Annotated in this window: 14 protein-coding genes; 5 read left to right on the top strand and 9 right to left on the bottom strand. The window is 46.3% G+C overall.

The window, feature by feature from the left end; genetic code table 11:
- Nucleotides 1-105: 105 nt before the first annotated feature.
- From FC61_RS09555 to FC61_RS09535, 5 genes are all read right to left on the bottom strand, one after another.
- Complete coding sequence (locus tag FC61_RS09555; RefSeq protein WP_021741867.1) at nucleotides 106-1,437, bottom strand: collagen binding domain-containing protein; 1,332 nt, start codon at nucleotides 1,435-1,437, stop codon at nucleotides 106-108.
- A 185-nt stretch (nucleotides 1,438-1,622) separates the two neighbouring features.
- Entirely contained in the window at nucleotides 1,623-2,030 is a 408-nt protein-coding gene (locus FC61_RS09550) for an iron-sulfur cluster biosynthesis family protein (protein WP_021741866.1), read from the bottom strand.
- Between the two features lie 134 nt (nucleotides 2,031-2,164).
- On the bottom strand, nucleotides 2,165-2,536 hold the full coding sequence (locus FC61_RS09545; RefSeq protein WP_021741865.1) for a GntR family transcriptional regulator: 372 nt from the start codon (nucleotides 2,534-2,536) through the stop codon (nucleotides 2,165-2,167).
- Nucleotides 2,537-2,574: 38 nt separating this feature from the next.
- A complete protein-coding gene (locus FC61_RS09540; protein WP_021741864.1) occupies nucleotides 2,575-4,386 on the bottom strand; it encodes an ABC transporter permease in 1,812 nt (603 codons plus the stop codon).
- Nucleotides 4,387-4,397: 11 nt separating this feature from the next.
- Entirely contained in the window at nucleotides 4,398-5,156 is a 759-nt protein-coding gene (locus FC61_RS09535; protein WP_011667176.1) for an ABC transporter ATP-binding protein, read from the bottom strand.
- Nucleotides 5,157-5,326: 170 nt separating this feature from the next.
- Between FC61_RS09535 and FC61_RS09530 the strand changes: the two genes are divergently transcribed.
- On the top strand, nucleotides 5,327-6,280 hold the full coding sequence (locus FC61_RS09530) for an aldo/keto reductase (protein WP_015473257.1): 954 nt from the start codon (nucleotides 5,327-5,329) through the stop codon (nucleotides 6,278-6,280).
- A 66-nt stretch (nucleotides 6,281-6,346) separates the two neighbouring features.
- Here FC61_RS09530 and FC61_RS09525 read toward each other — a convergent pair whose 3' ends face one another.
- Entirely contained in the window at nucleotides 6,347-7,552 is a 1,206-nt protein-coding gene (locus FC61_RS09525; protein WP_021741863.1) for an MFS transporter, read from the bottom strand.
- A 130-nt stretch (nucleotides 7,553-7,682) separates the two neighbouring features.
- Here FC61_RS09525 and FC61_RS09520 point away from each other — a divergent pair, with 130 nt between their 5' ends.
- The 3 genes from FC61_RS09520 to FC61_RS09510 all read left to right on the top strand — a co-directional run bounded on the left by FC61_RS09520 (nucleotide 7,683) and on the right by FC61_RS09510 (nucleotide 11,656).
- The gene (locus FC61_RS09520) at nucleotides 7,683-8,045 is read left to right on the top strand and encodes a winged helix-turn-helix transcriptional regulator (RefSeq protein WP_011667173.1); all 363 of its coding nucleotides are present in this window, start codon (nucleotides 7,683-7,685) and stop codon (nucleotides 8,043-8,045) included.
- A gap of 362 nt (nucleotides 8,046-8,407) precedes the next feature.
- Nucleotides 8,408-9,340: a hypothetical protein gene (locus tag FC61_RS09515; RefSeq protein ID WP_021741862.1), complete on the top strand. Its 933-nt coding sequence runs from the start codon at nucleotides 8,408-8,410 to the stop codon at nucleotides 9,338-9,340.
- 9 nt (nucleotides 9,341-9,349) lie between these two features.
- Nucleotides 9,350-11,656, top strand: coding sequence for a bifunctional glycosyltransferase family 2 protein/CDP-glycerol:glycerophosphate glycerophosphotransferase (locus FC61_RS09510; protein ID WP_021741861.1), 2,307 nt, complete (start codon nucleotides 9,350-9,352; stop codon nucleotides 11,654-11,656).
- A gap of 39 nt (nucleotides 11,657-11,695) precedes the next feature.
- Here the strand turns inward: FC61_RS09510 and FC61_RS09505 are convergent, their stop codons facing one another.
- Nucleotides 11,696-12,136, bottom strand: coding sequence for an Rrf2 family transcriptional regulator (locus FC61_RS09505; protein WP_035464610.1), 441 nt, complete (start codon nucleotides 12,134-12,136; stop codon nucleotides 11,696-11,698).
- 49 nt (nucleotides 12,137-12,185) lie between these two features.
- Nucleotides 12,186-13,043 carry an SDR family oxidoreductase gene (locus tag FC61_RS09500; protein WP_015473250.1) on the bottom strand — a complete coding sequence of 286 codons (858 nt, stop codon included), beginning with the start codon at nucleotides 13,041-13,043 and terminating at the stop codon, nucleotides 12,186-12,188.
- A gap of 157 nt (nucleotides 13,044-13,200) precedes the next feature.
- On the opposite strand from FC61_RS09500, the gene FC61_RS09495 reads away from it, so the two are divergent.
- On the top strand, nucleotides 13,201-13,965 hold the full coding sequence (locus FC61_RS09495) for a glucose 1-dehydrogenase (protein WP_011667168.1): 765 nt from the start codon (nucleotides 13,201-13,203) through the stop codon (nucleotides 13,963-13,965).
- A 35-nt stretch (nucleotides 13,966-14,000) separates the two neighbouring features.
- Here FC61_RS09495 and FC61_RS09490 read toward each other — a convergent pair whose 3' ends face one another.
- Nucleotides 14,001-14,816 (bottom strand): AraC family transcriptional regulator, encoded by an 816-nt coding sequence (locus FC61_RS09490; protein ID WP_021741859.1) that lies wholly within the window; start codon nucleotides 14,814-14,816, stop codon nucleotides 14,001-14,003.
- Nucleotides 14,817-14,828 lie beyond the last annotated feature (12 nt).

Here is a 14,828-nt window from a genome sequence, read left to right as displayed (position 1 = left end):
ACTTCATTATAACAATTATTGTGATCTCAAACACATGACGGTTTCAGTCATCATGAATAAAAAGCGACTGATCCGCAACGGACCAATCGCTTTTTAAAACTATCATTAATGACGACGTAAGACCCGAACACTTCCTACAGCCAGTAGCAATCCCAAACCACTTAATGTGGCCCAAGCCACCGGTGCCTCATCAGTCTGCGGTAATTTCCGGTTATGATTAACCGTTCGACCAGCCGATTGTGTGGCGGTTGCTTTTGCGGTTGTCTTTGGCTTGACCGTTGTCTGCTTAGCCTTAGCTGCTGTCTGCTTGGCTTTAGCCGCTTGTTTCTTTGCGGCCGCTGCTTCGGCTTCTTTAGCAGCCTCTTCTTTATCCTCAGCCTCTTCACGAGCGGCTTCTTCGGCATCAGTCTCGGTACCGTTGTCGGTATCAATCGTTCCAGTATCCTTGTCTTCAGGTTCTTCCGTGGTTTCGTTGACATCGCCACTACCAGAACCACTATTGCCCTTTGAAGAAGAAACCTTCCCATTGGCCTGTTCAGACTGCTTCGTGCCGGAGGTGCCACCACCCCAAGTCATTTCGGCGTTGTTACGGAACTTGTAGCCCGAATCAATCAATGATGGGTCGGTGATCTTGGTATAGTAATCAATCGCGACCATTTGATCCAAATCGTCGTTAAAGGCCAAATCAAACCCCTGATCGTGATACGTCACCTGATAATCATCAGCCGTCATTGCTGGCTTTTCACGTTTGTAGCCAGTCGCGCTGGTCCAATAAGCCTTGCTGACTGTGACACCGTGAATCATTTCTTGATGATCCCCGATTGTGTCACTGATCTCAACATTCTTTAAATGTAAATTTTTCCGGTTCACTAAAATGGTCCACTTGATGGTGCCATCATCTTGAATCGTTCCATTCTTAGACAGATTAGCTTCGTTAGCAACCATATTAATGGTTGAAGTGCTACTGCCATTATTTTCTAGTGGAAAGACCACATCTTTCTCGCCCGTATCGTCGTACCGATATTTGGTTGCCAAATTCAGGGTTAACTTCGCATTGGTTTTCCCTTCCAATGCATCGTTCATGGTGATTACCACACCGGTATCTGAGACAACGGCTTTTCCAATCACCTCACCAGATTCATCCGTTACATCGAACGTATCACCTGGTGTTTTTCCCCGTAAATTTTCAGGAAAATCTAACGTAATCGTGTCGCCATTATGTAAAGGTGTTGTGCCAAAATCCAGATGATATTGGATATCAATCGTATCAGCGTGCTTAAAATCTGGTCCGTTAGTGACCTTAGCCGCTGTCGTGAAGTTCGCGCCATTATAATTAGTAGCTGCTTGGGCTGGTACTGCCCACTGGCTAATAATCAGAATGCCCAGCAAACCAATTAAGCCGATTAGTATTCGCCAACCTTGATGAATCTTTCTCAAATAAATCCCCTCCCGGAACTTTGCATACTATCAGTATACGCGTGCCACCTATTACCTGACAATAGACAGTGGCCATCTTTTATTCATCATTTGAATAATTCAATTTTCAAATAAAGCCCCCATCAATGGAATACGAGTCCATAAAAAAAGCATGGGCAACTTGGCCCATGCCGACAAACTGGAAACTAGCAAATACGTGTCCCTAAAGTTTGCATTTCTTTCTTCAAGTCTAATTTTGATTTCTCTTCAGCTGAGTACGTAATCAGCCCGACTGCGCTGTCCAAAATACCTGTATCATCACGTAATGCAAGTTGATTGAAGACCCGATCCAACGTCAATCCGTTGTTTAAATAGAGTTCCGTATCAGCGTTAGTCCACAACTGGATTCCCGCATCGTTTTCTACCGGAATGGCATAAGCTGGATCCTTTTCCGTCAGCGCCACAAACTGAAACTTGTCACCAATCGCACAGCTTCCACCGAGTGTCGAATAACGGTTAGAACCATCATCTAACGTGAGTAGTAAAACCGTGTCTGGTTGGACGTGGGTCCGTAAAAAGTCCTGAGCCGCAGCTGTCATTGTGATTTTCATCATCAAATCCCTCTTTCTGAAAATAATGCCTAATCAATTGTGCACAATTAGTTATACCGCAGTTATCCCTATTTGTAAACCAACTTGCTTACCCCAAAAAGTGGTCACCCGCAGACTCACGGATGACCACTTTTTGATTAAGCTTCATGGTAACTTCGTGTCACCAGAGCAATCAATTCAGTTTCGGACAGATTTAACTTCTTGGCTTCAGCCGTAAAACGGTTGACATAACGTTCATAGAACTGCGCCCGCCGTTTCTGACGAATCGTTTCAGCTGCTGTGGCGGTGACAAACATGCCCACGCCGCGCCGCTTTTCAATGATCTGTGCAGTCACTAGCCGATTCATGCCTTTAAGCGCCGTCGCCGGGTTGATATGAAATTCTTTCGACATCTCTGTCGTAGACGGAACCTGTTCGCCAGCCCGGTAGATACCGGTAAAGATGGCCTCTTCTAATTGTTCGGCTACCTGCAAATAAATGGGTTCCGGGCTATCAAAGTTAAATTTCATGGTTTATCCCACATTCTTTTTTAAACTCATTTTGTCGACTAATCTGCTTGCTTGGGCAACACGATGCGCCAGTATAGTGCTAGCGTGATTACATAATAAATGGCATACAGTCCAATAAAGATTAAGAACGTGCTACCAATTCCTAGATACGGACTCATCGGTGCTTGCATCAGCGGTTTAAACATTTGTAAACCAAACAAAACGTCAACTATACCCATGATACCAGGAATGAGGAATAAAATCCCAATTTCTTTTGCAATGCCCGCACGCATCAGTCCCTGACGAACACCAACCTTGTACAGCATCCGGTAACGACGTTGGTCGCCTGGAGCGCCAGAAAGAATCTTGAACATCAAACAAGATGCCAGCATAGCTAGAAAGGCAATCCCCAAGAAATACCCCATGAATTCGAGTCCACCAAAGAAGGCATTCATCATGGTAAAGCTTTGATAACTACCGACCGTCATGCCTGTGGGTAATGGGTAACGGTCAAGTTCCGTTTGATTTAGGTGCTTTAAGACTCGTTGATCCTGTTGCATGTTTTTTACACGTAAGGTCGTCACTGTCATGGTCTTGCCGGCTTGACGACTAAATTGCTGCGCCTTCAGAATTTTCGGTGTGTAGAACGTATAGGCTCCGCGGATAGCCAAGTTCTGGAAGTCCATGCCAGCCAGCCCCTTCTTTTGAAAGGCTGACAAACTTTCTGTATAGTACTGATTTTTACCTAAGCTCTTTCCCGTCGTACGCAATTGTTCAAACGGTTGTTGGCGCAGTTCAGTCGCATTGTAATAAACTACTTTGCCTTGCCGTTTTTGCGTATAAGTTGCTTGATGGCTAACGTGCAGTTGATTAATCAACTTCTGTTGCTTGGGGGTCACGTTGTGGACCGCCAGGGTATAAGCATCAAAACTCCCCGCCATTTGTGGCAATTGCCGATGGTATCCCGAACCAACGGTAATGGCCCCCAAGGCCATCGCAAACAGTAATGAAACAATGGTTAACATTCGCGTGTAGTTATACACCCGGAAGTTTAGTTGGCCCAATAAGAACCCGTTCAGATGCTTTTTTGCCCAACTGGTGTGCCGTAACGCCCGAATAACCACTAGTAAGGTCGCCCGGAATAATAAATAGGTGCCACAGGTGATGGTCACTAGCGCAATTGGAATAGCCATGACTTGTAGCAATTTGATCGCGGCTAAGGCCCAATAACCAATCGCTAACAAAACAATGCCCAGCAATGCCTGACCGATTTGTTTCCCTGGATTGACCTTAGGCTGGTCGGCCTGGTCATCACTGTGAAGTAATTTTAAAACCGTGGAACGGGTTAAATGCAGTAAGTTAAAGAGCGATGCCAAGACGAACAACCCCACGTAAAGGACTGCGGTCGCAATAATCGCTGGCACATAAACTGCTTGTAAGTGGGCCAAGTGAAGGCCTAATAGATTCAATAAGAAGCCCACTAGGAACTTACTCATCGCTAACCCTAAACCAATCCCGATGGCGGTCGCGATCGTCCCTAAAATCAAGGTTTCCAAAAAGACCAGTTGACCAATTCGTCGCCGCTTAGCGCCCAGCATCATGAAAACACCATAGTCATGCTGCCGCATACTCAATAAAAAGCTGTTCGCATACATAATGTAGACCAGACTAATCAAGATTAATAACACGGCCCCAAAGCCAAAGATAATAACAGCTTGTGATACCACCGCATTGGCCGAAATGAAAGCCTTGTTGGTTGCCAAGTTGGCAAACATATAGAAGATGGCCGCCGACATGGTTAACCCCGCCAATAAGACCAGATAATCTCGCCGCCGATTTTTAATCCCAGCAAGTGCTAATTTTGCTAACATGTTGCGCCCCCCTACTCGTTGAACGTTCCGAGCTCATTTAAAATTTGTTGGTAAAATGCTCGCCGATCTTGTTCCCCACGCCGTAACTCTGAACCAATCTGACCGTCTTTAATGAATAAGATCCGTTGACAGAAGCTTGCTGAGAAGGGATCATGCGTCACTAATAGGACGGACATTTTCTGTTGTTCATTGATGGTCGTCATCAAGTCCAAAAGTTCCCGGGCACTGGTTGAGTCTAAAGCACCGGTTGGCTCATCACCCATCAAAATTGCGGGGTGATGAACAATGGCCCGAGCCGCCGCTACCCGTTGTTTTTGCCCACCAGAAAGTTCAGCCGGATATTTCGTTAACAAATCGGAAATCGACAAAGTGGCTGCGACCTCGTGAATAGCTTGATCCATCACTTTCGACGATGTTCCTTTTAATGCTAACGGCAAGCCAATATTTTCTTCCGCCGTTAAACTTTCTAGTAGATTAAAGTCTTGGAAGATGAAGCCGACTTCTTCGGCCCGGAAATCCGCCAACTGGTTGCCACGCATTTTGGTCACATCATGACCATTAACCACGACGTCACCTTTAGTCGGCGTATCCAGTGTGGATAGCATGTTCAGCAAGGTGGTCTTCCCCGAACCAGATGCGCCCATGATGCCGACGAACTCCCCGGCGTCCACCGTAAAATTAAGGCCCTTTAAGGCTGTATACTGACGTTCATTAGGTTTGCCATACGTTTTCTCTAAATCGCTGACACTGACGACTGCTTTCGTTGTCATGTTAAAATCCCCCACTCGTTTGTTGGTTAGTTACTTGCGTAATTAACTATAACGGTTGCTGGCAAAAAGTCAACCTTTTTCCCCAAAAGTCATCTAGCGCGAAAAAATTAGCCGGACGGTGTACACTTAAGGATGTACGTGACTAATCTGAAAACGAAGGAGTTTTTCTGATGAAACAACGACAACTTGGCAATACTAACTGGCAAGCCTCAGCAGTTGCATTAGGAATCATGCGGATGGGCGTCTTAGAACAAGCAGACGCCGTCAAGGCTTTACAGGCAGCTCACGAGGCCGGGATTAATTATATTGATTCGGCTGACATTTATGTCAATGGTCAATCTGAAAAGACCTTTGGCGCAGCGTTGAAGGCCTCTGGTCTGAAGCGCGATGACTTCTATATTCAATCCAAGGGTGGCATTATCGTTGACCCGCAACGGAGCCATGATGACCTAGTCTTTGGGAAGCGTTATGACTTTTCTAAGCAACATTTGATCGATGCCGTCGATGGTATTTTGGAACGGATGAATATTGATTACCTGGATGCCTTTCTCTTACACCGTCCCGATCCACTGATGGAACCGGCCGAGATTGCCGATGCATTTGACACCTTGCAACGATCTGGCAAGGTTCGGCACTTTGGGGTCTCCAACTTCAACGTGCAACAATACTTAATGCTGCAAGATGTCGTTGATCAAAAGTTAATGTTCAACCAACTCCAATTCAGTGCCGCTCATACGGGTATGATTGATGCCGGACTTCACGTCAACATGACCGACAGCCGTTCTGTTGACCATGACGGGGGAATTCTTGAATTTTCTCGGCGCCACCATGTGACCATTCAAGCGTGGTCACCGTTCCAGTATGGGTTATTTGAAGGTATGTTCATTAATGACCCGAAATACCCTGAACTCAACCAAAAGTTGCAGGAATTGGCTGACAAATATGGTGTTTCTAAAAACGGTATTGCAATTGCCTGGATTCTTCGCCACCCCGCCAACATTCAAGTGTTGCTTGGTACCATGAATCCGACACACATCAAGGATAGTGCGGCCGGTGCTGATGTTACCTTAACCAAGCAGGAATGGTACGATATTTACTTCGCTGCTGGTAATGATTTGCCTTAAACTAGTCTCAAACTTCATGCTGTAAAAGCAAAAAAAGGACGTCCGATTATGGGCGTCCTTTTCATTTTAAAGATGATTGAATTTATTGATTAACCGTCGAGCCGGTCGGGCCAGCCAAATCAATCCCATCGTTGCGACAATGCTAAGTCCTACCATTAATGCTCCAAAAAGTGGTGTCCATGCTAAGCCAAATTGACTGGTCACTTGACCGCCAATCGCCGACCCCAACGCAATCCCCACATTGAAAGCTGAAATATTTAATGCGGAAGCCATCGTGATATCTTGTGGCGTCTGTTGTTCGGCCACCTGTACGATGTAGAGTTGTAGTCCCGGAACGTTCATAAAGGCAAAGAATCCCATGACTAGCACAGTTAAGAGACCCAGCCACTGACTGTGTAACGTTACCGTTAATACCAACAAGGTCACCATTAAACCAACGAACATCTTCAATAAGGCTGGCAAGGGATGGGCATTAGCCCAGCGACCACCTAGTGTATTTCCTAACGCCACCATTGCCCCGTAAACAACGAGAATCACGACGACCGCCTGAGCTGACCAGCCCATCTTCGTTTCTAATAATGGCGACAGATAGGTGTAGGCCACAAAAGTTCCACCATAACCCAACGCCGTCACTAATAAGGCCAATAGTAGTTGTGGTGTCTTTAAGACCCGCAAAATCCCTTTAGCCGTTGCGCGACTTGGTAACGGTAACTGGCGTGGAATTAAGATGTAGTCGGCAACAAGTCCGATCACGCCAATCACGCTGATAAAGATAAAGGACCACCGCCAACCGCCCAGTTGCCCAATCATGGTCCCCAATGGCACACCCGTTACAGTGGCCACCGTCAGCCCGGTAAACATAACTGCAATCGCCGATGCCCGTTTAGCTGGAGCCACAACATCCGCAGCAATGACGGACGCCACCGTCATAAAAATGCCATGAGCTAAGGCCGCAACAACACGACCAGCTAATAGGATACTAAATGTCGGTGCCAAAGCGGCCAGTAAATTACCAGCAATAAACAATCCCATAATCATCAACATTAAGGTGTGTCGATTCATTTGACCGGTTAGTAACGTCATCAGCGGCGCACCGACCATAATACCCAAGGCATAGACAGAAACCGTTAAGCCGGCTTGTGCCAAGCTCACATGAAAACTTTGAATGAGCATGGGAATTAATCCCACACTAATAAATTCCGTTGATCCAATTGCAAATGCACTTACAGCAAGTGCCAATAAAGTTAACGTTGGTGAAATCTTTTTTGTCATAGGAACCTCCTCTAGATACCAGTTGTCTGTTGTATGAGTTATGATTATACTGGTTAGGATATCCAGAACAAGAACCCACTTTAAAGTGCGATACCCACCAAAAAGTAATAATTAATCAGGAGGCGCTTTGATGAGCACAAAAACCTATCATATTGGTGTTGAAGCAACGATGGAAATTATTGGCGGTAAATGGAAATCCATTATTTTATGCCACCTACGTCATCAAACCATGCGGACTGGTGAACTGGCGCGGGCCATCCCCCAAATTTCACAAAAAATGTTAACGCAACAATTACGGGAGTTGGAAGCCGCTAATATTGTCGAACGTCACGTTTATAAGCAAGTACCACCTAAAGTCGACTACACTTTAACTGACTACGGCCAGAGTCTGTCCGGTATCCTGCACGAACTCTGTGTCTGGGGCGAGCAAAACATCGATCGCCGTCAAGCACAAGGCGAGGCCATTACCTTGCTAAGCCGCGATGATGTCTAAATCTAAATTCAACACAACTTGGACAAATGGTCTCCCACCTAAACAGCGTAATTGACCAGGTCTAATGCAATAAGTCTAAAAAACATCTTCCAATACAAAGTGGAAGATTTTTTTTAGACGACAAATTTAATTAAACTTTTTCTGTTGTAAATCTGAAAATTAAATAAGATACATGTTCGGCAAAGAAAAATAGCTTATATACAATACCATCTAGTGAAAAATCAATCCTAAGAATCATTAATTTGTCTTCTAATTCAATCCCGTTTTATATAAAAATCTGGTATCTCACCCGCATGCGGGTATAATGAACCTTAATAATTATTTTTTTGTCAATCTAACTTACTTACCGGAGAAGGAAAATTATGCACATCTATCTTAATATCGTCCCTCAAGCGCAGCTAGACTGGGTGCGGTTAACCACACTCATCGAGGAAGTCAACGGCCAGCGCTTCACGGATATCTCTTTGAATCTACAGTTACCTGAGGGTCAAACTTTGACTTCAACTCAGCAACATCAAGCCGAGGCTTGGTCATTAGCTGTAGGTCATCCTGACATTATCCCAGCAGAACGGACATACTTACTGAATTTACGTGACACAGATCATCTTTTACCTGGCGCTTTTCGCCAGTGGGCTCAAGTTATTCAGCAGCATCCCAACTGTCTCATTAGTCTCGCAACTTTTGACAGTAGCATAGCGTTGGACCTTCAAATTCAGGACTATCTTACCCAACATATAGAAAATCGTCTCCAAACTACTTTACACCAGTTGGTAACTGATCGTTCAGATACAACCAGTGCTCAACAATTGGCACTTTGGGGTCTCCAAAACTATAGCATTCAAACGAATATTCAAAGCCTTAAATACTTGAGTCAACGATTACGACCAACTGGCTTATTATTGCCTAGTATGCAATTGTTTCCTGATATACCCTTAGTTTCATTGCAGCAGACACTTTCTTTGCTACAATCAGCAACTGAAGTCATCCGACTGCACGTTCCCACTATCGCAAGACAGTCATGGACTGTTACAACACCTTTGCGCTGGCTCTCTGAACTTCAAATGATTGATCTTGATCATTTGGCTTTGGGATGGGCTCCACTCATAACCCAATATCGTCAACAACAATTTAACCAGATTTTGAACGTTGCCGGACGCCGTCAAGTATCGACGGCGACACATCTTCAGTTACTGACGCAAATTAAACAAACTCAGACGCCCCCAATCCATCGGTGGTCACGCTTAGGTTTGCTGCGGATGCTGTCACCTCGAGTGGCTCATCAGTTATTCTACTAGGGGGATCTCATGAAATTTAGTTTGATTACACCGTACTTACCCAGCGAATATGACCAATTATTGGCATTAAAAACCAACTTAATGGCCCAAACGACCACTGATTTTGAATGGTTGATTGCGGGTACCTTACCGATTGACTTGGACCAGACGGAATGGCAAGCACCATTTACCATTCGTCAGGTACACCCCAAAGCTTCAACCGTTGGCGCCGCCCGCAACGCCGCCATGGCTGTTGCTCAGGGCGACTGGTTGGTCTTTGTTGATAGTGATGATTACCTGCTTCCAACGGCGTTAGCAACGGTTACTGCGCTGGAAGGCCTAAAATCCACAACCTTTATCGACTTAAATCAATACCCGACCTATGAACCACACGTTTCTTTTGTCAACAGTCTCACGCAGACCTCGGCAACTGACACACTACCCAAGTGGGGTGGTCCTAAACGCCAGCGTCTGCGGAATCGATCACTTAATTTACCCGCTGACTTGCTGACTGAGCTACCGACTACCACACCAGCTTCTTCCGCGGTTCAGAACTGGCTCACCCACAAGTATTTGTTATTCACTGGCGAAGATCGATTTGAGCAATTTGGTCGTCAAGCTAAAATAACGGGCAAGATACTCAATCGCCAACTGGTCGAGCAACATCATTGGCAATTTGATGAGGCCAACGCCCTCTACCCTGATTACCACTTCCTAACGCAGGCAATGCTGGCAACGCCGACCTATCTGCGACTAGCCGATCCCCTATATGTACGTGTTAAACACAATGATCCCATCAATCAACCGTCCATTCACCAATTAGAGGACCCCCATCGCTGGCACCACCGGCTTGCTGCTTGGCAGTTGGCTCTGGTGGACTTACCGGTCGGTCCTTTACATGTGGCCTTCAGTCGATTCACTTTAGATCGGTTACACCGCTATCTCTATCAAGCGTTAGCGACCAGCTCCGAAACTACCGTTGCTGATAGTCCTGCGTTAATGGACCAGTTGCACGACTATTTACAGCTCGTTGATCCTGATACCTTACGCGAGTTACCCCACAATAGCCGTCAAATCTTACGCGCGATTCGTCGCCAACCACGCGTTCCTCAATTTCAGATCAACGTATTGGTTCGCTTACGACAGTTGAATCGTGTGATCCGTCACCGGGGGCGAGGTATTACCCGCTTGGCCTACAACTGGTGGTTCACCAAGTTGCCCATTAAACCCCGAACCATTTTGTATGAGTCTTTTCTCGGTCGCAACTTTTCTGATAGTCCTAAAGCCATTTATAACTATCTTGAAAAGAACTACCCTGGTCGCTTTCACCACGTTTGGGTGATGAATCCAGGGGTTAGTGAAACGCCGGCCGGTCGGTCCAATACCAAGGTCGTCAAGCGCTTCGGTTGGCGTTACATGTATTACTTAGCCACCGCCAAATTTCAAGTCATTAACATGCGCCAACCGAAGTGGTTCATCAAACGTCCAGGCACTAAATTTCTAGCGACTTGGCATGGCACACCTTTGAAACACTTGGTGTTTGACATGGATAACGTTGCCAGTGCCAACCCGCTGTACAAATCGATTTTTTACCAACAATCGCGTCAGTGGGACTATCTCGTCACGGCTAACCAATTCTCCGTCGACGTTTTTGAACATGCCTTCATGTACCCCACCGACCAAATGTTACCATCGGGGTATCCGCGCAACGATATTTTGAGTGCGCCAGATAAGGACGAGCAGGCCCAACAAATCAAACGTAAGTTGGGGATTCCCCTCGACAAAAAAATTATTCTCTACGCCCCAACTTGGCGTGATGATGATTACTACGGCGTTGGGGATTACAAATTCACGTTAAAGCTAGATATTGATCGACTAAAACGAGAACTCGGTGACGAGTATGTTTTAGTTCTCCGCACGCATTACTTTATCACTGAACACTTAGACACAACCGGCTTTGGTGATTTTGTTTACAACGAATCTAGTTACGATGATATTAGCGAATTATATTTAATTGCCGATGTCTTAATTACCGATTATTCCAGTGTCTTTTTCGACTACGCCATTTTAAAACGGCCTATTCTGTACTTTGTTTATGACTACGAAAAGTATGGAAGTGTCCTCCGGGGATTTTACCTCAACATGGAGACTGATCTGCCGGGGCCCCTACTCAAGACTAACGACGACATTTTGGCCGCCCTACATGATTTACCAGCCGTTACGCAACAATACGCTGCGGCTTACCAACGATTTAGCCAACGCTTTAACGCTTGGGAAGATGGTCATGCCAGTCAGCGCGTCGTTGATACTTTCTTCGCTGATGAACTTCATCATTAATTGCCACCAAAAAAGGTCCCGACAATCGTCGCGACCTTTTTAGTGTGTGCTACTTTTTTCTCGTTCACGCGTCCAAATATCCGTAATTAGACTTGCTAACGTTATCTGCTGCATCTGCCGCTCCGCTGCCTGTTGCACCTCACTATAGGCCGTCTCCAAAGTGGCTTGAATATTGCCACCAACAATGCATTTTGGATTGGTCTCCTCATCAACGTGTAGCAGACCCCCCGGATTTTCCACAGCCTGATAAATATCCAGCAACGTTATCAAGGCAGGATCACGTGCCAGTTTTGGTGCCGCTGCACCTTGCGTCGTGGCTAACAGGTTAGCCCGTCGCAAAGCGCCCATCAATCGACGAACCAGCGCCGGGTTAGACGTAACACTCGCCGCAATGGCCGCACTAGATAAATCATGATCCCGGTAAATAACAATATAGGCCAAGATATGAACTGCATCACTAAGCTTATGTGAATAGCGCATCATGAGTCCCCCCTAAATATCTTTACCGAATAATTATACTGATCCCGCCTTACTTCGCAAGTGTCGCGCTTAAAAAGTCTGGTAAGCTCTGCGCTGGACGCCCCATGATCTGCCGAAAGTCCGTGCTAACCGTCGCCAATAACCCTTGCGCACCACCGGCATACATTGACGCTAACATATGACCCTCATTTCCTTCGTTATATAACGCGGCAAACTGGGGCAACGTTACCGGTGCATACCCAATCTTAGCCTCACTAGCAGTACTCAAAACCTCAGCCAAAGCGGGCATCGTATACGAACGTTCCTGAGTCAAGGTGTAAATAGGCTGACGCCATAACGTCGGCGTCACCGCTAATTGCGCGAATGCCGCTGCGCTTTCCGCCAGACTAATAAAGCTTAGTGACGCATCGCCCATCGGATAGATAACATTACCACGCGCAATCAGTTCTGGTAGATAAGGGACTAGCGGATCAGCATACAGCGCGTTGCGGACGACTGTATAGTCCAACGTACTGGCTGCTAAACGACGGGGAACATAGCCATAAAACGCCGATAGATCAAACGGATTATTCACTTGATCGGCAATAAAACCCATCACCAGTAAGTGTTTGACCTGCGCCTGTTCTGCTGCCGTCACGACATTTTCAAATTCACTCACGCGACTAAAACTATCATGACTCTTGCTGGGCACATAAATCGCCACATCAGCCTGACGCAAACTGGCTACCAAACTGGTCACATCTTGGTAATCCAATGGTAGAACCGTCATCCCCTGCTGAACAAATTCAGTGGCTTTACTGGGCGTGTGCACCCCTAACGTTATCTCTTCAGGTGCTACTCGCTGCGCTAACTGGCGGGTAATTTGACGGCCAAGATGACCAGTCGCCCCGGTAATAACATATTTCATCGTTCATCGCTCCTTTTGTTACTTTTATTGTTACATGAAAGCCGTTTGACGTCAACTATAGTGACCTCTGGTCTATCAAGCGCTTTCTTTAGTAAATAAGACTATAATAAACTTAAGCAATTAGATGCTAAATCAATAACCGATAGGAGTGAGTTGGATGGTTCAACAATTAGTCGATAAAGTGGCAATTATTACGGGGGCTGGCTCTGGTATGGGTCGATCAATGGCCGAATTATTTGCCAAAGAAGGCGCCAAGATCGTTGCCGCTGACATTAATCAGGACCGCTTAAATGAGGTTGTGACGGCCATTACCACAGCTGGTGGTCAGGCAATTGCCAGTGTAACCAATGTGACCAAAGAGGCTGACGTGGTCGCTATGGTTCAAAGCGCGGTTGATCATTTCGGCCGTCTCGATATTTTGGTCAACAATGCCGGGATCATGGATAATATGGCTCCAGTTGGCACACTCACTAATGAATTGTGGGATAAGGTCATGACGGTTAATACCACTAGCGTCATGCTGGCAACCCGAGAAGTCCTAAAGATTTTCACTAAGCAAAAGTCTGGCGTTATTTTGAACATTGCTTCTGTCGGTGGTTTAGGTGGCGGGCGGGCCGGCGCAGCCTATACCGCGTCAAAGCACGCCGTCGTTGGCCTTACCAAAAATACCGCCTACATGTATGAAAACATGGGCATCCGAACCAACGCAATTGCCCCCGGTGGTATCAAGACGAACATTGCCGAATCCATGACGGGTGTCGATCAGGAAGGCATGGCCCGTCAAAATGTGGGGATGCCACTATCCCCTGAACCCGGTACGAGTGCCGAAATCGCGCAGACCGCTTTGTTCCTCTGTTCCGATGCAGCTAGTTACGTTAATGGGACCGTTGTCCCCGTTGATGGCGGCTGGACCAGTTATTAATAATATAGTGCAACCCCGAGTGAGACCAAGGGCAATTAGTTAGTTCGAGCGCGCGTTCTAAGTTGCTTAGGTAGCAGCCCATACATCTGCAAACACATCTCCCGGGCCGTCCGGTGATTGGTTAGCCCATGTTGATCGAGTAGCTGGCTAATCGGTGTATCGGTGGTCGTTAGCTCCTGATAGAATCGGCTAAGCCGGACCATATAGAGATACTCGATTAAGGTCACGCCGGTCTGCTGCTTGAAGAGCCGTGATAAATAACTGGTGTTATACCCAAATCGACGCGCGAGATCTTGCACGCGTAGTTTAGCGCGATAGTGATCATTAATATAAATAATCAAATCCTTTAGCCCACTGGCCGTCGTTGTCAGTGGGTTTTTCTCGTCCGTAAAATTAACTACCAGCGTTTTGAGCATCAGTAGCACCAAAACGCCTTCATCAAACAAATACCCCGCCTGATGTTGCTGGTTAACTCGATTAAGCTCCTGAAACCACGTCACAATCCGGTGATAATCAGCCGTTTGTTCTTGCCCGGTTAATTGAAAGTTTAAGGTTGCCGGGTCCTTCACGTACTTTTCAATAAAGGGTAAGGGAATCTGCAGAACCAGCGCATGATTCGGCGTATTGGTCACATCATGGATAACCCCTGACGAAATAACTTCAAATTGATTTGCCTGAATAACATGCGCGACACCGTCAAACTGAAAGGTCAACTGCCCTGCCAATACGCAAACTAATTCAATACTACTATGCCAGTGAAACGGCACATAACCACTCGTTGTCACCGTTGACTCGTAAAACCGTATACCAATATCCAGATTAGAAATCACATTCTCATGATGTTGTCGCATTAGCTCGCCTCC

Source organism: Levilactobacillus brevis ATCC 14869 = DSM 20054, assembly GCF_001433855.1.
In the GTDB taxonomy this organism is placed as follows: Bacteria; Bacillota; Bacilli; order Lactobacillales; family Lactobacillaceae; genus Levilactobacillus; species Levilactobacillus brevis.
The sequence above is the reverse complement of the archived record's forward strand: the minus strand, read 5'-3'. Positions and strand labels throughout refer to the sequence as shown.